The 20,391-nt window shown below is 31.0% G+C and carries 27 protein-coding genes; 23 read left to right on the forward strand and 4 right to left on the reverse strand.

Annotated features, from left to right (window positions below; translation table 11 throughout):
• Positions 1-45: 45 nt before the first annotated feature.
• The 22 genes from H8K90_RS08465 to H8K90_RS08570 all read left to right on the forward strand — a co-directional run bounded on the left by H8K90_RS08465 (position 46) and on the right by H8K90_RS08570 (position 16,771).
• On the forward strand, positions 46-555 hold the full coding sequence (locus H8K90_RS08465) for a DUF421 domain-containing protein (protein WP_186845528.1): 510 nt from the start codon (positions 46-48) through the stop codon (positions 553-555).
• 58 nt (positions 556-613) lie between these two features.
• Positions 614-1,696 carry a glycine cleavage system aminomethyltransferase GcvT gene (gcvT, locus tag H8K90_RS08470; protein ID WP_186845529.1) on the forward strand — a complete coding sequence of 361 codons (1,083 nt, stop codon included), beginning with the start codon at positions 614-616 and terminating at the stop codon, positions 1,694-1,696.
• Between the two features lie 22 nt (positions 1,697-1,718).
• The gene (locus H8K90_RS08475) at positions 1,719-2,549 is read left to right on the forward strand and encodes a sugar nucleotide-binding protein (protein WP_186845530.1); all 831 of its coding nucleotides are present in this window, start codon (positions 1,719-1,721) and stop codon (positions 2,547-2,549) included.
• A gap of 94 nt (positions 2,550-2,643) precedes the next feature.
• Positions 2,644-2,931, forward strand: coding sequence for a 4a-hydroxytetrahydrobiopterin dehydratase (locus H8K90_RS08480; RefSeq protein ID WP_186845531.1), 288 nt, complete (start codon positions 2,644-2,646; stop codon positions 2,929-2,931).
• A 117-nt stretch (positions 2,932-3,048) separates the two neighbouring features.
• Positions 3,049-3,795 (forward strand): YebC/PmpR family DNA-binding transcriptional regulator, encoded by a 747-nt coding sequence (locus H8K90_RS08485; RefSeq protein ID WP_186845532.1) that lies wholly within the window; start codon positions 3,049-3,051, stop codon positions 3,793-3,795.
• Positions 3,796-3,964: 169 nt separating this feature from the next.
• On the forward strand, positions 3,965-4,741 hold the full coding sequence (locus tag H8K90_RS08490) for a hypothetical protein (protein WP_186845533.1): 777 nt from the start codon (positions 3,965-3,967) through the stop codon (positions 4,739-4,741).
• A 168-nt stretch (positions 4,742-4,909) separates the two neighbouring features.
• Positions 4,910-5,518, forward strand: coding sequence for a hypothetical protein (locus tag H8K90_RS08495; RefSeq protein WP_186845534.1), 609 nt, complete (start codon positions 4,910-4,912; stop codon positions 5,516-5,518).
• 167 nt (positions 5,519-5,685) lie between these two features.
• Positions 5,686-6,687, forward strand: coding sequence for a DUF6438 domain-containing protein (locus H8K90_RS08500; RefSeq protein ID WP_186845535.1), 1,002 nt, complete (start codon positions 5,686-5,688; stop codon positions 6,685-6,687).
• 157 nt (positions 6,688-6,844) lie between these two features.
• Positions 6,845-7,939 (forward strand): GTP pyrophosphokinase, encoded by a 1,095-nt coding sequence (locus H8K90_RS08505; RefSeq protein ID WP_186845536.1) that lies wholly within the window; start codon positions 6,845-6,847, stop codon positions 7,937-7,939.
• 167 nt (positions 7,940-8,106) lie between these two features.
• Positions 8,107-8,535 (forward strand): hypothetical protein, encoded by a 429-nt coding sequence (locus H8K90_RS08510; RefSeq protein WP_186845537.1) that lies wholly within the window; start codon positions 8,107-8,109, stop codon positions 8,533-8,535.
• A gap of 143 nt (positions 8,536-8,678) precedes the next feature.
• Positions 8,679-9,125, forward strand: a complete 447-nt coding sequence (locus tag H8K90_RS08515) for a hypothetical protein (RefSeq protein ID WP_186845538.1) — start codon at positions 8,679-8,681, stop codon at positions 9,123-9,125.
• Positions 9,126-9,710: 585 nt separating this feature from the next.
• The gene (locus tag H8K90_RS08520; protein ID WP_186845539.1) at positions 9,711-10,247 is read left to right on the forward strand and encodes a DUF2199 domain-containing protein; all 537 of its coding nucleotides are present in this window, start codon (positions 9,711-9,713) and stop codon (positions 10,245-10,247) included.
• Positions 10,248-10,386: 139 nt separating this feature from the next.
• Positions 10,387-11,304, forward strand: coding sequence for a polysaccharide deacetylase family protein (locus H8K90_RS08525; RefSeq protein WP_186845540.1), 918 nt, complete (start codon positions 10,387-10,389; stop codon positions 11,302-11,304).
• A gap of 119 nt (positions 11,305-11,423) precedes the next feature.
• Complete coding sequence (gene lepB / locus H8K90_RS08530) at positions 11,424-12,107, forward strand: signal peptidase I (protein ID WP_186845541.1); 684 nt, start codon at positions 11,424-11,426, stop codon at positions 12,105-12,107.
• 141 nt (positions 12,108-12,248) lie between these two features.
• Positions 12,249-12,833 (forward strand): hypothetical protein, encoded by a 585-nt coding sequence (locus tag H8K90_RS08535; RefSeq protein WP_186845542.1) that lies wholly within the window; start codon positions 12,249-12,251, stop codon positions 12,831-12,833.
• Positions 12,834-13,649: 816 nt separating this feature from the next.
• The gene (locus tag H8K90_RS08540; RefSeq protein ID WP_186845543.1) at positions 13,650-14,408 is read left to right on the forward strand and encodes a DUF6090 family protein; all 759 of its coding nucleotides are present in this window, start codon (positions 13,650-13,652) and stop codon (positions 14,406-14,408) included.
• A gap of 65 nt (positions 14,409-14,473) precedes the next feature.
• Positions 14,474-14,998 carry a RidA family protein gene (locus tag H8K90_RS08545; RefSeq protein WP_186845544.1) on the forward strand — a complete coding sequence of 175 codons (525 nt, stop codon included), beginning with the start codon at positions 14,474-14,476 and terminating at the stop codon, positions 14,996-14,998.
• Between the two features lie 142 nt (positions 14,999-15,140).
• Positions 15,141-15,575, forward strand: a complete 435-nt coding sequence (locus tag H8K90_RS08550) for a hypothetical protein (protein ID WP_186845545.1) — start codon at positions 15,141-15,143, stop codon at positions 15,573-15,575.
• 341 nt (positions 15,576-15,916) lie between these two features.
• Positions 15,917-16,060, forward strand: coding sequence for a hypothetical protein (locus tag H8K90_RS08555; RefSeq protein ID WP_186845546.1), 144 nt, complete (start codon positions 15,917-15,919; stop codon positions 16,058-16,060).
• A gap of 2 nt (positions 16,061-16,062) precedes the next feature.
• Positions 16,063-16,305, forward strand: a complete 243-nt coding sequence (locus H8K90_RS08560) for a BON domain-containing protein (RefSeq protein WP_186845547.1) — start codon at positions 16,063-16,065, stop codon at positions 16,303-16,305.
• Positions 16,306-16,314: 9 nt separating this feature from the next.
• Complete coding sequence (locus H8K90_RS08565) at positions 16,315-16,542, forward strand: hypothetical protein (protein WP_186845548.1); 228 nt, start codon at positions 16,315-16,317, stop codon at positions 16,540-16,542.
• Positions 16,529-16,771 (forward strand): hypothetical protein, encoded by a 243-nt coding sequence (locus H8K90_RS08570; RefSeq protein ID WP_186845549.1) that lies wholly within the window; start codon positions 16,529-16,531, stop codon positions 16,769-16,771. Before H8K90_RS08565 ends, H8K90_RS08570 begins: the two co-directional genes overlap by 14 nt.
• Before the next feature lie 111 nt (positions 16,772-16,882).
• Here H8K90_RS08570 and H8K90_RS08575 read toward each other — a convergent pair whose 3' ends face one another.
• The 4 genes from H8K90_RS08575 to H8K90_RS08590 form a co-directional block, all read right to left on the reverse strand.
• Entirely contained in the window at positions 16,883-17,059 is a 177-nt protein-coding gene (locus H8K90_RS08575; RefSeq protein WP_186845550.1) for a hypothetical protein, read from the reverse strand.
• Positions 17,060-17,075: 16 nt separating this feature from the next.
• Positions 17,076-17,426, reverse strand: coding sequence for a cupin domain-containing protein (locus tag H8K90_RS08580; RefSeq protein WP_186845551.1), 351 nt, complete (start codon positions 17,424-17,426; stop codon positions 17,076-17,078).
• A gap of 434 nt (positions 17,427-17,860) precedes the next feature.
• Positions 17,861-18,106, reverse strand: coding sequence for a hypothetical protein (locus H8K90_RS08585; protein WP_114309659.1), 246 nt, complete (start codon positions 18,104-18,106; stop codon positions 17,861-17,863).
• Between the two features lie 100 nt (positions 18,107-18,206).
• On the reverse strand, positions 18,207-18,767 hold the full coding sequence (locus tag H8K90_RS08590; protein WP_186845552.1) for a helix-turn-helix domain-containing protein: 561 nt from the start codon (positions 18,765-18,767) through the stop codon (positions 18,207-18,209).
• A gap of 244 nt (positions 18,768-19,011) precedes the next feature.
• Between H8K90_RS08590 and H8K90_RS08595 the strand changes: the two genes are divergently transcribed.
• Positions 19,012-20,187, forward strand: coding sequence for a DmpA family aminopeptidase (locus tag H8K90_RS08595; RefSeq protein ID WP_186845553.1), 1,176 nt, complete (start codon positions 19,012-19,014; stop codon positions 20,185-20,187).
• Positions 20,188-20,391 lie beyond the last annotated feature (204 nt).

A 20,391-nucleotide genomic window follows, 5' to 3' on the forward strand; every position in this document is an offset into this window, starting at 1 on the left:
TCTTAATTCTTTAACTTTTAATCATAAATAAAAAAAGAACAAATTATGAAGGATTGGTTTAGTACAACGAACGAAAATGTATTAGCAATATTAATAACAACAATTTGCGTTTATATAGCACTCGTTCTGCTAACTAGAATTAGTGGTAAACGAAGTTTTTCAAAATTATCTAGTTTTGATTTTTCAATAACCGTAGCTATTGGATCAATATTAGCAACGGTAATTATTTCAAAATCTGTTTCTCTTCAAAATGGAATAGCAGGACTAGTTGGTATATATGTTATGCAAATGTTTGTTGCTTATGCTAGACGTTGGGACATTATTAAAAAACTTATGGATAATAAGCCTACTCTTTTAATGAAAGATGGCAAGATTATAGAGGCTAATCTCAAAAAATGTAGAGTTACCATTCCCGATTTAAAAGCTAAATTAAGAGAAGCAAATGTTATTCAATTATCTGAAGTAAAAGCAGTTGTTTTTGAGTCTACTGGCGATATTTCTGTAATGCATGGTTCTAAAGACAAAAAAGTTGAAGATTGGTTGTTAGATTTTTAAATATTAAGCCATTAATTTTATGTAATTTTGCGCATCTAAATTTAAAAACAACATCATAATGAAAGATACTGCTTTATCCGCTACTCACGAAGCACTAGGTGCAAAAATGGTTCCTTTTGCTGGCTTTAATATGCCTGTACAATATGAAGGTGTTAACATAGAGCACGAAACAGTGAGAAAAGCTGTTGGTGTTTTTGATGTCTCTCATATGGGTGAATTTTTAATAGAAGGACCTCAGGCATTAGCTTTAATCCAAAAGGTATCAAGTAACGATGCTTCAAAATTAGAAATTGGAAAAGCACAATACAGTTGTTTGCCAAATGATGATGGTGGAATTGTAGATGATTTAATCATTTATAAAATTAAAGACGAAACTTATCTTTTAGTTGTAAATGCAAGTAATATTGAAAAAGATTGGAACTGGATTTCATCTAAAAATGATGTCGGTGCAACCATGCGCGATTTAAGTGAAGATTATTCTCTACTTGCTATACAAGGACCAAAAGCTGTCGAGGCTATGCAATCTTTATCTAGCTATGATTTATCAGCTGTAAAGTTCTACAATTTTGTGGTTGGTGATTTTGCAGGTATTGAGCATGTTATTATTTCTGCAACCGGTTATACAGGTAGTGGAGGTTTTGAAATTTATTGTAAGAATTCTGAAGTAAAACAAATTTGGGATAAAGTATTAGAAGCTGGTGCTGATTATGGTATAAAACCTATTGGTTTAGCTGCCAGAGATACGTTACGTTTAGAAATGGGTTACTGTTTATATGGTAACGATATTGACGATACCACCTCACCTATTGAAGCTGGTTTAGGATGGGTTTGTAAATTCAATAAAACTTTTACAAATAGTGAAGCTTTACAAGCTGAAAAAGAACGCACGCCAGAACGCAAATTAGTCGCTTTTAAATTAGATGAAAGAGGCATACCACGTCAAGGATACGACATTGTAGATGGTAGCGGAAAAACTATTGGAAATGTTACTTCTGGTACTATGAGCCCAATGTTGGGTGTTGGTATTGGTTTGGGTTACGTGCCAAAAGTGTTTTCTAAAGTAGATAGTAAAATTAATATTCAGGTGCGTAAAAAAGCGATTCCTGCAACGGTTGTAAAATTACCTTTTTACAAAGGGTAACATTAGGATTGGAGATTGATTAATGAAGAAAGACCTTAACAAACATCGTGTATTAATTCTTGGAGCCAGTGGCTACCTTGGTAATGCTATTTACAAAGAATTAGGCCCCTATTTTAGAACCTACGGAACTTACAGAACTCCTAAAAAAGAGTACGAAAAAAATAAACAGTTTTTTCATTATAATGTTGAACAAGACGATGTGTACGAAATTTTAGAAGCTTGCAAACCTTCTATTATTATTTCTGCACTTCGTGGTGATTTTAATGCGCAAACTATAGCGCATCAACATATTGCAGAGTTTGCTTTAGAGTTTGGCACTAAAGTTATTTTTATATCATCAGCCAATGCGTTTGATGCCTACAGCAAATACCCAAGTTATGAGCTAGATAAAACCCTTAGCCATAGTATTTATGGCCATTTTAAAATTAAAATAGAAAACATGCTTTTGCGTTTGCCTAAAAAGCAAGTTGCTATTTTAAGATTACCTATGGTTTTTGGAGCTAACTGTCCTAGAATTTTAGAAATAAAGCAATTAATATCAAATAAGGAGTCCGTTGAAATATTTCCGAATTTAATAATGAATGTAACCTTAGATAAAAAGGTAACACAGCAAATTCATTATATCATTAATCGCAATAAATATGGCATTTTTCATTTAGGAAGCACCGATTTAGTGCATCATGATGAATTTATAAAACATATTATCGCATTTATTTCAGAAGGAAAAGTGCAACTTAAGCACGTATTTACTACAAATGAAGACCGTTATTTGGCCGTATTGCCCAAGTATAATAAACTACCTAAACACCTTCAGATAACGAGTCATAAAGTTTTAGAAGAACTTCAAAAATAGTATGTAATCTTTAGTTTAGAAGTAGAAAAATAGACCTTTTTTACTTGTAGTGTTCTAAGGATTTATTTAAATTTAAACACATTAAAATTTAGCTATGAAATTGGACGAATCTACAATTGAAAAAAAATTATTGCATTTTCCAGAATGGGATTATTATGATAATGCCATACATGTAGAATTAGAATTCGATAATTTTAAAGATTGCTTTAGTGCCATGAGCAGAATTGCTTTTGAGTGCGAAGCACAAAACCACCATCCAAACTGGAGCAATATATATAATGTGTTAAAGATTTCATTATCTACACACGATGTAGATGGTGTAACCAACAAAGATTTTAAATTAGCAGAAGCAATAGAAGCTATTGTAGAATCTGACGAATAATTTGGTTTGCAAAAATTAGCAAAAGAACTATATTTGAAATCGACTACAATTTTAGTCCTTTTTAATAAATCGTTTAATAAGATTTCCGTTTTCACGGAAATTAAAATATAATTTTCCATGGGAAGAGCTTTTGAATTTAGAAAAGCAAGAAAAATGAAACGTTGGTCTGCAATGAGCAAAGCCTTTACACGTATTGGTAAAGATATTGTTATGGCAGTAAAAGAAGGTGGACCAGATCCAGATAGTAACTCTCGTTTAAGAGCTGTTATACAGAACGCTAAGTCTGTTAACATGCCAAAAGACAATGTTGAGCGTGCCATAAAACGTGCAAGTGATAAAAGTCAGGGAGATTATAAAGAAGTAATTTTTGAAGGTTATGCACAACATGGCATTGCAGTACTCATAGAAACCGCAACGGATAATAATACGCGCACAGTAGCTAATGTACGCTCTTATTTTAACAAAACAGATGGCAGTTTAGGCACATCTGGTTCTGTAGTTTTTATGTTTGATCATACTTGCAATTTTAAGATTAAGGACAATGATTTTGATTTAGAAGAATTAGAATTAGAACTTATTGATTTTGGGGTTGAAGAGATTTTTGAAGATACAGACGAAGATGAAAATGGTGAAGAACAAAAAAGCATAATGATTTATGCACCATTTGAAAGTTTTGGAAGTATTCAATCTTATTTAGAAAAGAATGATATAGAAATTATCTCATCTGGTTTTGAGCGCATACCACAAGTTACTAAAGCGTTAACGCCAGAACAGGCAGAAGATGTAGAAAAACTTTTAGAAAAACTAGAAGAAGATGATGATGTACAAAACGTATATCATACTATGGAAGAGACGGCAGAATAGAGTTTTGCACTTATATAAAATTAAAATAATATTCGGTTATTAAATGTTTACTGTCGTTTGTAAACATTTACAATCATTTAAAACCGTTTATTTACCTTATTAATACTGGCTTTTTGCTATTCTTAACCAAAATAACTGAAGGTCACGTTATAACGAGTTGGCAATAATAATGAAACAAACATTTAGCATATTAATTATATTTCTGATTTCAATCAGCGGATTTGCTCAATGTGAGGATATTGAAAAACTGGAATTGGGTGGAACTTATCTTTCTCGAACAAGAAACTATATTCCATTTGAAATAAAGCATAAAGATTCAATAGAGCGAGAAAATACATTTTATCCATACGATATTAAACTTATTCAGAAGTATTCTGATTTTATTCTAAAAAAAGCAAAAAAATATATTGTTACACGTGCAAATTTTGACTTTTACAATAGACTGGAAATGGGTGAATTTCAAGTTAATTATTTGGATTCTGTAAAAGCGGAATATGATAATCCTGAATTATATGAGTTATCGAACTATAATGTCACTTATTGGATTCTCTTCACTTATCGGAATAACGGTTTTAAATACGCATTTGGATTGGAATTTGACAAAGACGGAAAAATGGTTTCTGAAAACAAATTTCCTGACTTCTCACTCAATCCTGAATTTGAAAATCTGAATGAACCTTGTCTTGCTTTAGAAAAAGCCAAATCGGACGAGCGTTTTAAAGATAAAAAATTGGACTTTATAGAGTTAGCATATATAGATGATATAAATTCATTTTGTTGGTTGGTAAAAGAAAAAAGAAAGCAAGTAGAAAAGTTGGGAGTTAGTGAATATTCTGTTGACTTATTTTATATCAATGTAAGCACTAACAAAATAGAACTAATTAAAAAAGAAAATGGAACCATTATAGCTTGTGGTTATAAGCTCACAAAGAAAACCAAAGACTAAAAATTACTATTGCCAACAACGTGTATAATTAATTGCTTTGGCAAGTGCTTATTTGGAAAATTCCTTCGGAATTTTCTCGCGCTCGTTTTTGTTTACTAAATTAGTTGCTTAACCACGCAACTAACCATACACAACAACGTTGTAGCCAATTAGAAAATGAAAATCCGAATGATAATTGTTATAGGAATAGTCTTTGCATTTTTTGCGTTTCTTTACTTTACAAAAAAGAATACTGAAAGCCCCAAAACTGAATTGACAAAACAAGAATATCGTGCTAAAGGAACAATTTTCTATCACGAAGATGATTTCTGTCAAATAGAAATAGTTCCAAAAGAAAATCTATCCGAATTAATAAAGCAAGCCGATAATATAAGTGACTTTACATCGGAAAATGGTTATTCAGATATTTATGTCAGGGAAGAAAATAAAGTCAGTTTAAAGACCAAAAATATTAGCAAATCTGAACTTGAAAGTTTGTTAGCGAAACTTGGAACTGAAAAGCATACTGAAATTATAACTGGATACGGAAGTGATTATAGAATAAGAAGTGAAAATACAATCGGATTTGGAAAAGATTATTCAGCAGTTTATTTTGACTTTGAGAATGACATTGTGAGAAATATATGGATTACAAATCTTGACGGACTGAATCACAAAAACGTAATCAATGCGTTTTCGGAAATTGGAGAAAAATGGGATTTAATAATGATGGATTGGAATAGTTCTGAATTAATAGACTTGTCGAATAAGAAAATGATTGAAAAATATTTAAAATAACTGGCTACAACACCGTGTATAATTAATTGCTTTGGTCGTTGCTTATTTGGAAAATTCCTTCGGAATTTTCTCGCGTTCGTTTTTGTTTACTAAATTAGTTGCTGAAATACGCAACTAACCATACACAAACACGTTGCCAGTAATATGAACCGAAACAAACTAGAAAGTTGAGAACAATACAATTCATAATAATACTTCTCTTTTTATATTCTTGTAGCGATAAGCAAAAAAAGGATACCATAAAGAATATTACAGAATCAAATATTCAGTTGTCAAAAATTGATAGTCTCAAAACAAATGATGATGTTCAAAATTTTATTAGAGAATCTAATTCGAGCTATAACGAATTCGAATTGAAAAGAATTCAAGATTTTGATAGAGATTACAAAACAGATAGCATAACCAAGATTATTGCTAATAAATTAGGGATAACGAAACCCTATTACAAAACCGACTTTGACCACAACGGATATACAGACTTATTAGCCATTGGAGATAACAAAGATTGTTGGGGTAAAAAATCTTGTAGTTTTAACTCAATGGTAATAATGAATTTTGGAAATGACAGTTTGAAATATATCAATATAGTAAGAGATAGACACACTTCAATAGTTCCAACGATAGAAAAAAGAAAAAATGAAACTATACTCGTAATTAACAATCCAGACCAAATAAGTTGGAAAAACGAAAAATACAAAGACGGTTCTGTAGACAGCCTCAAATATAGAAATGGAAATTTTATAGAATACAATCCAAAAGTTGTTAAACATAATATTGAGCGAATTGAATTCTCGACTGGTCCTTGTTTTGGGACTTGTCCAATTTTCTCTTTGTCGTTAACAAACAACGGTAAATCTGAATTTTCGCCAGAAGCATATAATTTTGGCGATGATAGTTATGATGAAAATGCTGAAGGTAAATTTATGTGCAACCTAGAAGAAAAAAAATGGAATGAATTGACAGATTTAATTAACTACATAGATTTCACTAATCTAGAAAAGGATTATGCTGTTAATTGGACTGATGACCAAAGTTGTACTTTGAAAATCGTTTATGATGACGGTAAAATCAAAGAAATTAGAGATTATGGTCTAATTGGAACTTTTGGTCTTAAAAAACTATACGACCAATTATTTGAATTACGATTTAATCAAAAATGGAAAAAATAAATACTACTGGCAACAATGGCTATAAGTAATTGCTTGTTCTCGCCTACTTCTGAAAATCCTTTTGGATTTTCAGCTTGGTGTGTACGTGCAAAGTTAAGTGCTAACCCACGCAACTACTCATAGCCGAGACCGTTGGCGGTAATTAAAAAAACACTAGATGAACTATGTTGAACAATATAAAGAACTAAAACCTGTATATGAGGGGTTTTCTCAAAGTCTTCTTGTATTAATTAAGTCTATACTTGATGTTAACGACATTAAATATCACTTAATTGAAGGCAGAGCTAAAGAAATAGAAAGTTTTAAAAATAAAATTGAAATAAAGAAGGGTAAATACGGAAACCCTTTAGAAGAAATAATGGACTTATGTGGAATCAGAATAATTGTATATTATCAAACAGATATAGATAAAATAGATTCATTGATTAGAGACAACTTTGATGTTGACTTGAAGAATTCGGTAGATAAAAGCACTATTTTAAAAAGCAATGAATTCGGCTACCTTTCAAATCACTACATTATTAAAATTAATTCCGTGAGATCACACCTTCCGGAATGGCTTAAATTTAAAGATTTGAAAGCAGAAATTCAGTTAAGAACTGTGCTTCAACACTCTTGGGCAGCTATTTCTCACGAATTAGAATATAAAAGTAATTTTGATATTCCTGATTTACTAAAAAGAAAACTATTTAGGCTCGCTGGATTATTTGAATTAGCTGATGAACAATTTGTTCAGGTAAAGCAAAAGCAATTTGAGCTATCTCAAGCAATAGAAAACAAAACAGATATTGAAAATATTTCCGTATATAATGAAATAAATCTTGATACAGTAAAATATTATTTCAACGAAAACAAGTCGATTTTAGATGATTATTGGGTTTTAGGTCAAAAAGCTGGCTTTGAATATAGTGATACTAATGAAGACAGAACAGATTCTTATTTTTCGCATATTGTGAATATATCAAAACTTTTAGGCATAAATTCCATTGAAACTCTCACCGAGTTTTTAGAAAGTTCAAAAAAATTCGCTGGTGAATATCTTAAGCTTCAATTTTTAGAACAAGAACCTGATGATGAATCTGGAGAAAGGATGTGGCTAGCAGATGGTGCATTTATGATTTATCTCGTACTTATGAGCCAACTTAACGAAAATGAATTAAAAAATTATCAGCCTAGAAACTGGTCAGATGATATTTTAGAGAGAGTTAAAGAAGTAATAGTAAAATGGAAAACGGAAAAGAAGAAAAAATAACTACCGCCAACAACGTGTATAATTAATTGCTTGGGCAATTGCCTACTTGGAAAATTCCTTCGGAATTTTCTCGCGTTCGTTTTTGTTTGCTAAATTAGTTGCTTAAACACGCAACTAACCATACACAAGACCGTTGTGTGTAATTTGACCAAACCGACAGAAATTTAATGAACGAAATAACTTTACCATATCATTTAATAATTCCATCAATAATTTCAATTTTGATTTTAGGAATAATATTCTTGAAAAGAAAGCGAATATTTGGAATCGGAAAACTGAAATGGTTTTGGATAAGTTTGACAGTTTTCTTCCTATTTTACTTATTTATTGTTGGAGGAGCAACTTTTGATGATATTTATGCTCAATGGAATTCGAATAAGTTTGACTTAAATCAAGACGGATTTTTTAGCGGAAATGAAATTACGCCTGAACAGCAAGAAGCAATGAGAAATCTGACAAGTGATACTGGAAGAAATTTTTCATTTATAACTGGATTAATTTTTTCTGGAATTATTGCGCTCTTTGTTTACGGAATCGGAAAAATAACTGAATTAATAAAAAAGAAAAAAACTACACACAACAACGTGTATAATTAATTGCTTTGGTCGTTGCTTATTTGGAAAATTCCTTCGGAATTTTCTCGCGTTCGTTTTTGTTTACTAAATTAGTTGCTTAAACACGCAACTAACCATACACAAAACCGTTGTAACCAATTTGAGAAAAATCCGAACTACAAAGAATGTTATTTATAAAAAGACATAGTTTAGTTTCCGAAAAACCTATCGATATTGTGAGGAGTAATTTAAAATCTTCAAATGAAAAAATAAATGTTACGGAATTGAACGAAACCAAATTAAACGGATTAATGAAAAACAAATACGGAACTGGATATGATATAATATCTGATATTAATTTAGAATCCATTTCGTCTGACAAAACAACTGTTGAAATTAAAAACGAATTTGACTTATTTACAAACTTGTTTCTGATTGCAATGTTCGTTGGACTTTGGGGAATTTCAATTTATAAATTAATCAATGGAGAAAGTATTTTAAGTTTTGAACTAATTTTAATGCTGACTTTTCCAATTATTGGTGCTTTAATCACAAAATCATCTTTCAGAATTTATGACAAGCGAATAATGAAAATTTACTCTTCGTTACTGAATAATGACAAACCGAATTAAAAAATGATTACAGTAACATTAAATTGACTAATACACTTTGAAAAAAACACCAAAAATATTACTGATAATAGCTATTATTTCAGTTGTAAGTTATTTTGCAAAAGTGATTTTTGTGAGAGATAAATTTGAAATAAATCTAATTGCTATATTAATAATGCTTGGTCTCATTCCGATTGCATATTTTTTATGGAAAATTGATGAAAAAAAACGGAATTAAAAACTGGTTACAACACCGTGTATAATTAATTGCTAGGTTCTTCCCTACTTGCGAAAATTCCTGCGGAATTTTCACGGGTTCGTAAAAGTTTGCTAACTTAGTTGCTCAACCACGCAACTAACCATACACAAACACGTTACCCAACATTTAAGAGAAACATTGAGAAAACGAAAAATTATAGGAATTCATTTACTATCATTTGTGATTTTGACAACCATTCTGATTTTTTCGGCAGAATCCATTTTGAATATAATTGCGCCAATAATGCACAATGTTACAATGTGGATTAATTTAATAATTTATGGGACGATTATAATTTTCATATTGACCTTTGTTTCGTGTTTAATTTTTTTAAAATGGAGTAAATAATGTTCTGGAAAAGAAAGAAAAATAAAACGTCTGAATTTAAATGCTCTGAATGTGGACAAGTCCATTCGGATTGGCCAGCATTAGCTTTTAAATCACCAGCTAATTACGATTTCCTTTCCGACCACGAAAAGTCTGAATTTGGAAAATTAGAATCGGACTTTTGCGAAATTCATTATAAAGACCAAATTGACCGTTTTATAAGAGTAACGCTTACTCAAAAAGTAAAAGACGCTTGCGAAACTTTGGAATACGGACTTTGGGTATCATTAAGCGAAAAAAGTTATTTAGATTATAAAGAAAATTATAACAATACGAATCACGAAACTGGATATTTTGGTTGGTTATGCAGCAATATTCCTGAATATGGAGATACATCTTCAATTCCTTGCGATGTAATGACAAAAAGCGGAAATGATAGACCTGAAATTTTTCCTCACGAAGATTTTGACCATCCATTTGTACGAGATTATTATAACGGAATTTTAAAAACAGAAGCGGAAAATAGAATAAACGAAATGATAAAAAACGTTGGGTAACACCGTGTATAATTCATTGCTAGTTAGAGCTTACTTACGAAAGTCCTCGCGGACTTTCTATCTGTGATTTATTTGCTAACTTTAATGCTTAGACCACGCAACGAAATCATACACAAAACCGTTAGCTACAATTTGAAAAATGAAAAGATTAATCATTCTAATTTTTAGCAGTTTTTTGTTTTGCTCATCTTGCAAACAAAAGCCAAGTTTTATTGACTTCACCTATCCAGATGGAAAACACAAGGCTTTGGTATTGAGTTATGATGATGGCACAATTCAAGATATTGAGTTAACTCAATTACTTGACAAACACAAACTAATCGGAACATTCAATCTAAATTCAGGATATATAGGAGTAACACGTGGTTGGCCTCAAAAAAATGGTGATACCATCTATCAAAAATATGTTTCAAAGGATTCTCTATTTATTATTTATAAAAACCATGAAATTGCTGTACATGGTGAATTGCATAAAAACTTTACAGATATTACAAATAAAGAAATTCTTAAGGAAGTCAATACTGACCTTGAAATTTTAACTCAACTCACCAAAAGAGAAATAATCAGTATGGCTTACCCATTTGGCAGTACAAATGATAGCATTGCAAAACTAATTTCCAATACTGGAATAGTAAATGGAAGAACAGTAGCTGATACTTATAAATTTAGTTTGCCGGAAAATTACATGATATGGAACCCAACATGCCACGACAGTAAAGCTTTAGATTATTTAAGTGAATATTTAGAAATGGACAAACAGGAATTATCACTCTTCTACGTTTGGGGACATTCCTGGGAATTTGGAGATACAAAGAGATGGAACAATATGGTTGAATTTTGTGAAAAAATTGGAAAAGCCAAAGATATTTGGTCAGTTGGAAATGGAGAACTTACAAAATATTTAAAAGCTATTGAAAGAGTTGAAATCAATGAAAAGAAAATAATGAACCCTGCAGACAATGAGCCAATTTGGATAAACCTATCAACTGGAATCGAAAAACTTAAAGCTGGAGAGACAATTAAAATAAAAACTGTAGCTAACAACGTGTATAATTAATTGCTTTGGTAAGTGCTTATTTGGAAAATTCCTTCGGAATTTTCCCGCGCTCGTTTTTGTTTACTAAATTAGTTGCTAAAACACGCAACTAACCATACACAAGACCGTTGTAAAACATTATGAAGAAACCTCTTAAAATAACATTAATCTTTCTCGGAATTTTATTTGTAATATATCATTTATTGAGTTGGACAGGTGTTTTTACACTTTATAGTAATCCTACAACATCGAATTCACCAAATTTGGAGTTGGATTCTAAAATGGTCGCTTCGAATTTGGTAGAACCGAAAAATGGAGATTTTGTCTGTTATAAAAATCAAAATGGGAGATTTGGAAATCATATAAGAGTCCATAGACTATGTGGAATGGAAAATGACATAGTTGAAATTAAAAAAGGAACATTATTCATAAACGGTAAAAATGCTGATAAGGGAACTGATTTTGTACATTTCTATGTTTTGACCGAAGAAGAATTTCAAAAATCAAAAACGGGATTAAAACCTGACCTAACTTTTATTTCTAGAGTTGGAGAAAATAAAGATTCAATAATGATTCCATTATCTGACCAATACGCTAAAGCAAATGGATTGGAATTAAGACGCAGAATAGCAAATGAAGTAGATGAAAATTCAATAGTTCAAAAAATATTTAATGAGAATTGGAATTTGGACAATTTCGGACCTCTTAAAATACCTTCTAACAAAGTGTTTGTTTTAGGAGACAATAGAGATATTGCAGAAGATACCAGATTTGTTGGATTTATTGACAAGTCCGACATTGTTGGAACAGTAATAATAAAATAACGTTTTACAACACCGTGTATAATTCATTGCTAGTACTCGCCTACTTACGAAAATCCTCGCGGATTTTCTATTCGGTTTGTATTTGCTAATTTAGTTGCTGAAACACGCAACGAAACCATACACAAAACCGTTACCCACAATATGAAGAAACCTATGGCTTACATTTTAATTGCAGTAATTCTAATAGTCGGAATTACTTTATTTATGAAATCTTCGAAAAAAGAAAAAACAGAGATAGTGGAACAAAATTCGACTGAAACTCAAATTGAACAAAATCCTTTTACTGATATGCGGAATATGGCATTTACCGTTACTTTAGAACAATTAGGTTTAGAAGGAATTGGGGAAAATGTTGTTTATGGAATCGTTTCGGAAATGGATATGAATGGAGCGACTGCAACTGTTGTGACTTTCTTATCTGGAGACACAAGTCTATACTTGAGTTCAGGTGGTGGATTTATTGGAGCTGGACAACACGAAAGCGTTCAAAAAGTTGTGAAAAAATATGTAGAAAACGGACAAAAATACATTGGGAAAGCGACTAAAATTGAGAAAGCTGAATTACCTAAAAATGGAATGACTAACTTTAATTTTCTGACTGAAAAAGGAATTTATAGCATTTCTGAAAGTTTGAGTGAACTTGAATCTGGAAAATCGGAATATTCAAATTTGTTCATTGAATTGAATGAAGTAATAGCGCAAATCCGAACGAAAAGCGGAGAATAAATACTGTGGGTAACAACGTATAAAATTAATTGCTTGGTTATAGTCTACTTACGAAAGTCCTCGCGGACTTTCTATCTGTGATTTATTTGCTAAATTTAGTACTTAAACCACGCAACTAATCTTATACAACAACGTTACAGCACATATGAGAAAAACCATCGGTAAAGACATAATTCCACTTCTGATTTCAATAATTCTTTTGATAATCTCAATCGGAATTACATTTTTTACGGATTATACTCTGAATTATAAGCATTACGTGGGAATTGGATTAATTGGAATTTCAACGCTTTTGTATTTTAAGAACAAAAAGCTATTTGTTTATATATTCGGACTGACTTTGATTCTCGGAATCCTAAATCTGATTGATATTTATTATTCAAACATAATATTCGGAATTGGACCAATTAAGTTCAATCCAATATTTCTGACTTTACTGATTATTTTCTTGGCTTTGAATAAGGAACTGCTGAACAAAATGTTTCCTGAAAAAGAATTGGCGGAAAAAAATGCGGAAAACATAAAGCTGATTAAACATTACGAGCAAAAATTCGAATCGAAAACCGAATCGGAATTGAAATATATTGCGGACGAAAAAAGTGGATACGTGAACGAGGCGAAAATTGCTTCGAAAAATATTTTGCGAAATAAATACGTGCTGTAACACCGTGTATAAAAAATTGCTATTTTTAGCTTACACAATGTTAGTTGCTTTGTTTGCTAGCGTCTGATTTTCCTTCGGAAAATCCTCGCACACAAACACGCAACTTTTCATACACATAAACGTTGTGCTTCATTATCAGAAACCGCTAACCAATGATAAAATTCTTTAGAAAAATTAGGCAAAAACTACTCTCTGAAAATAAGTTCAGTAAGTATCTGATTTACGCAATCGGAGAAATTATTCTTGTCGTTATTGGAATCTTGATTGCACTTCAAGTCAACAATAAAAATCAAATCAGAAATGAAAACCAAGCATTAAAAAATTATTTAGAAAAAATCGCAATTAACGTAAAAAATGATATTAAAGTTTCGGAATTTATGATAAAGTCAAGAACGCAACAATCATTATTGTGTGCACAGGCTACAGAATTGATTTCCAAAAAAGATTGGAGTGACCAACGAAAAATCACCAACGCTGTATTTGCAATGATAATAGAGCAACCTTTGAATTTTAATCGTAGTGGGTTTGAATCTTTAAAAAACTCTGGATATTTGCAACACCTTGACGACTCTGAAGTAGAAGAATTGATATACAAATATTACAATTCAGTTGACAAAGTAATATTTGAAGAAACAAGTTTACAAGTATGGGCAAATGATTTGGATTTGGAATTGCATAAAAGCGGGTTCTTTTCAAATTGGTTAGAACTCGAAAAAAGACCAAATCAGAAAATGCGAGAAGCATTAGGGAATTATACGGATAAGTTAACCGAACACAAGGGAAATGATATAGTATTATCAATTTTATATAGAGGTTTTTTGTTTACAGCAGAACTCACAGGCTTTTATGAAGAACAAGTAACCTTTGGAAATGAATTATTAATAGCAATAGATAATTATAATAAAAAATAATAAAACGGATAATAAAAACGGGAAAGCCGAAAACCGACTAATGTAGGCACTAAACAATGAGAATTATGATAAAACTAATCAACCGATTGACTTTACTCGCAACACTTTTTGCATTGGCTGTTGTATTCCAAAGTTGTGAACAAAAACAAAAGGAAGAAACTAAAGAAGTAGAAAAACAAGAAATCGTTGAATCCGAAAAACCTGAATATTTTCTCTTACGTCCAGAAGTAGAAAAAGTATACGGATATTCACACGCTGTGAAAATTGGTAATAGCATTAAGATTTCTGGAGCAGTAAGTATGGACGATGAAGGAAATCCAACCGCAGTTGGAGATATAGAACAACAGATGAAAAACTGTTATGCTGATTTAGAAAAAATATTAAAACACTTTGGTTGCACTTTTGACGATGTTGTAAAAGAAGACATTTTTACAACTGACATGGCTCAAATGCTGGACAAATCAGCATATCGTGCCGAAATATATAAAAATGGATTTCCGACTGGTTCTTGGCTTGAAGTAAAAGGATTAGCACTACCTGAATTTATGGTTGAAATCGAACTTGAAGTACATAAATCGGAATTAAAATAACGAAAGCACAACAACATATATAATTTATTGCTAGTTCTTGCCTACTTACGAAAATCCTATTGGATTTTCTAGTTGGTTTTTATTTACTAAATTCAGTACTTAAAACACGCAACAAATCATATATAAAAACGTTGGCAAACATATGAGAGAAACAGTATTCTTAACATTTTGGGTTCTTCTTTTTACAACCATTACGAGTTGTACAGAAGAATATCCAGAAAACCTGAAAGTTGGAACATTTAAAACTACGACTGAATTAAATACTGTGAAATATTTATATCGGAATTTTGATTATCAATACATTTATTCGGAATCTCATCCTGGAGGAAATAAATTATCGAAAATAACGTGGACAAACTCTGGTTATGAACTGGAAACTATAAATAAAACCAGCAAATTTGATTCCTTGATTCGGACTGTCGTTCTTGATAAGCACGAAAAGAATAAGTCCTTTACCGAAACAACTTTTACAGACGGAATTGGACTGAAATTCACAACTGAATGGATTAGAATTGACCAATCACCTGACCAAAAGTTGACTGAAGTAATGAAAGAAAACGGAATTAAACTGAAATAAATACGATTTGCCAACAACGTGTATAATTAATTGCTTTGGCAAGTGATTATTTGGAAAATTCCTTCGGAATTTTCTCGCGTTCGTTTTTGTTTACTAAATTAGTTGCTGAAACACGCAACTAACCATACACAAAACCGTTAGCTGTAATGTAATGCACCCTTTCTCATTATAGACAATGTAAATATCTGTTTTTCAGAACAACAGAATATTACTCTTTCTAAAAAATCCTTCAAATTAAAAATTTAAACAGGTATTAACTTAAGTTATGTCTTTTGTGACAGTATTGGCAATGTTTAAGTATTAAAGCTGTATACTATAAATGAACAATTAAAATAATAAACATGGGAATGATTAAAGATAGAAAGAAATTTAAAAGAACAAAAGAACAGACTCATCCAACAAATCCAACTGGTAATATTAACCAACAAACTAGCCATTTTAATATTGATGATACTAGTATTAAAAAACAACAAAATAAAAAATAATAATGATGAAAAACAATGTAGAATTACAATCTGATGTAATAGATTCCATTAAACAAAAGGAGGTTAAAAATGCCCTTAGACGAAGTTCTATTAATCATAATGATATAAATATAAAAGTGTCAGGCACCGCAGTAACACTTTCTGGAAAAATAATTTCTTTATATCAAAAAGATAAGGCAGAACACATAGTTGGAAAAACACCTGGAATCTGGCATGTAAATAATGACCTAGAACTTAATTTTTAAAGTGTTAAAATGAAATCTCAAAATAATCTTAATGATAAAATCCGATTGACAACTATAAAAATTCAAGAGGAACATCCTGAACTGATTGAATACATAAATGAAATTCCCAGTACCTTCCTTTGTACAACTGAAAAAAAAGTAAGTAACAAAGCACTAAAAGGATATTTAGATTCCCTCGATCAAATATTCAAAAAATATTCAAAAAACACAAAAATTCAACACCATGAAAACGAATAATAATTTAGGTATCTGGATGAATCATTCAGTTGCTAATTTGATTGATTTAAAATCAAAAAAAGAATGCCGTTCTATTGTATCAAAATTCACTTCAGAAACCAAGGAAGAAGCCTTGATTCGAAGCGAAAGTCTTATGCATAATAAAAGACAGCAAATGAATAAAATACGTGTACCAACAATGTATAAAAACAATTGCTCAATTTTGGGCTTAACCAAAGGTCGTTGCTAGTTTACTACGTCTGATTTTCCTTCGGAAAATCCTCGCACTTAAACCCGCAACTATTCTTATACGAGATCGTTACCCAACATTACCAAAAGAACGTTACGAATTCAACTATATCTAGTTTTTATTTTTATAAAATTCAATTTCTCTTTCAAAATAAACTTCTTCTTTTTCTTCTGGTTGATTATATACATCACAATAGTATACTTTTCTAGCAAAAATTCTAACTTTTAGAGATTTTGTAGGATTAACTTTTGCACACACTATATCACCTGATTTAAATAAACTACTCATAATTATTGATTTTATTCTATGGTTCTAAATCATCATAGCCACTTTTTAAAATGATTGAAAGCATCTTAAATCTTTCATTTGCTTCTATTGTATACAAAACATGACCTGGAATAATCATAGAATCATTCTTTTGTAAGTAAGTAGATATATCGTCTACCACAATTTCTGCTTTTCCTTCAATGACATTCACAAAAGTTGAAAAAGGTGTTAGTTTGGGCTTATACACTTTACCATAGTCCAACGCTAAAGCCATTATATTGCCTGTTTTTTCATTTAAAATGTGTTTAACAATTATAGTATTTGAAACATATTTCAGCTTATCGCTAATATTGAATGCCTTAAGGTTTTCAAATTCATAATTCTTCATAACACAAATTCTATTTACTCGTTATTTTTGATTCGTCTCTTTTCTGCTTTAGCTTGTTTCTTTTCTTTAGCTGTCCTAGTTGGTGCTGTTTTGCTGTTTTTAGCTTTACCGCTTTTTTCTTTTGACATGATTATAATTTTTAAATATTAAATAATAACAAGTAATAGTTTATTTAATTGACAAAGACAGTTTTATGCATCATTTGTTTAACCAAAACAAGAAAGCAGACTTAAAAGTCTGCTTTTCTAATTCCAGATAAATAAATCATCTGGACTTCCCTAACTGATTAATAGCCTTACAAAGATAACTAAGAGTTAATATAATTAGTTATACACTTTTTTGCGATAGTTACATAAATCACTGATTTAAAGTTTGCAAATAAAAAAAACAGTTTATTTAAAAACTGTTCTTAATGAGTAGACTCAACTTATATTTTAGATTGCACTTGCAACGCTTTTAAAATTTGATTTCAAGATACCTACAACTTCATTTCTGTCCTTATGTAACTTGTTTTCTAATCTCTTGATTAAATCTAATTCTTTACCACTTTCAAATTTTACATCTTCAGAAGATAATTTTGGATATTTTACTTTCAATGCTTTTGATTGTTTGTCCCAATCACCACTAAATTTAAATAGCTCACTTGTCTTTTTCTCACCTTCTTTGTTCTTGGTTTCCATAATTATGTATTTAAAGTAGTGCTTAATTGTACTACTATCACAAAGATGAGAACTAATACCTCGAAATGTGTTACAGAACAGACATATATGTTTACACATGTCACAGGTTTTCTAAATTGCTCTTTCTTTTTTTTCCTATTTTTTTATAAAATGAAGGTGTGTGTCCAGTAACTTTTTTGAATTGGTGAGACAAATGAGCTACACTACTGTAATTTAATTTATAGGCAATTTCAGTGAGATTAAGTTCATCATAAAGAATCAATTCTTTTGCCCTTTCTATTTTGTGCTTAATAATAAAATGCTGAATCGTAATTCCTTTTACTTCAGAAAACAAGTTTGATAGATACGTGTAATCATATTTCAATTTTTGTGCTATATAATCTGAATAATTAACTTTTGGGACTTCATCAGAATAATGAATCATTTCTATAATCACGTTTTTTATTTTATCTATAAGAATACTTCGTTTATCATCCATTAACTCTAACCCTGATATAGCTAAATTTGATTTTAATTCTTGTTTTTGAAGTTCAGAAATATCTTCTTTTATTTCTATCATTCCAAGCTCAACACTTGTATAATGTAAGCCCAGTTTCTCTAACTCATATTTGACAAAAAGCTTACATCTTAAGCTTACCATATATTTTATATAGAGTTTCATTAATATTTACGATTTAAAAAGCATTCTTATTTAATTAAAGATAAACTATATAAGTCATCATGTATGGAAAGTTGACTGAAATAAAAAACGTTGGGTAACACCCTATATAATTTATTGCTGGTTCTAGCCTACTTGAAAAAATCCTCGCAGATTTTCTATTGGGTTTTTATTTGCTAAATTAGGTGCTTAAACCTCGCAACAAACCATATATAAACACTTTGTACCGTATTAAAAACCAACCAATATGAAAAGAATATATATACTTTTTTTAATAATACTAATTAGTTCTCAATCTTACGGACAAAAACCGAGAGCAAGAGATTTAGGAGTTCCGTTTGTTGGCAAAACTGGAGAGTTTAATGCAATTACAGATGTTAAAGGTGTCGAAGTAGGTTATAGTACTATAATTTCTGGAGAAGGAAAAAACATTTTTGGCAAAGGACCTATAAGGACTGGAGTTACTGCAATATTTCCCAGAGGAAAGGCCAAAAAATTTAGTCCAGTTTATGCTAACTGGTATAGTCTTAATGGAAATGGAGAAATGACTGGCACAACTTGGGTTACCGAATCAGGATTTTTAGAAACACCCATTATGATTACAAACACCAATAGTGTTGGAGTTGTTCGAGACGCAGTATTGAAGTGGTTTGTAGATACAGATTGGTATAGCGGAGAAGATTGGTGGTACACTTATCCTGTAGTAGCTGAAACTTATGATGGTTTTCTAAATGATATATATGGTTTTCACGTCAAAGAAGAGCACGTATTAGAAGCTATAGAAAATACCTCAAGTGGAAAGATTGCTGAAGGAAATGTTGGTGGAGGAACGGGAATGATGTGCTTGGGCTATAAAGGGGGAACAGGAACATCTTCTAGAGTTTTTAAAATTAAGGATTCGACATATACAGTTGGAGCAATTGTACAATCCAATTTCGGTGCCAAGAGAAATTTATCAATAGCAGGAGTTCCAGTTGGAGTTGAATTAAAAGACACTTTAAACTACAAGTTTAATGCACCACCGAAATCAAGGAGACAAGAAGGAGATGGTTCAATTATAGTAATTATAGCAACAGATGTGCCTCTTTTGCCTCATCAATTAAAAAGAATCGCTCAAAGAATTCCATTAGGAGTTGGAATTGTTGGCGGACGAGGAAGTAATGGCTCTGGAGATATTTTTTTGGCATTCTCAACTGCAAATGAAAACGCATTTAATCGAGATGAAACCACAACTGTTGAATCATTACCTAATGATCAACTAATGCCAGTTTTTGAAGCAACTGTGCAGGCTGTAGAGGAAGCGATTATCAATGCAATGGTAGCAGCTGAAACTATGGAAGGAATTAACGGAAATAAAGCCTATGCTTTACCACACGATTTGCTTATTGAAACCTTGAAAAAATATAATCGCCTGAAAGAATAACGTTGTACAACACTGTATATAATTTATTGCTTGGTCGCTACCTACTTACGAACATTCCTGCGGAATATTCTATCTGTGATTTATTTGCTAAATTAGTTGCTTAACCACGCAACTAACCATAACACGTTGTGCAAAATTTAAAAATAAAACCTAAATGAAATTCTATATTATTTTGAGTTTCTTGAACACGAAATACCGCAACTG

Origin of the sequence: Winogradskyella echinorum, assembly GCF_014297365.1 — a bacterium.
GTDB classification, from domain to species: domain Bacteria; phylum Bacteroidota; class Bacteroidia; order Flavobacteriales; family Flavobacteriaceae; genus Winogradskyella; species Winogradskyella echinorum.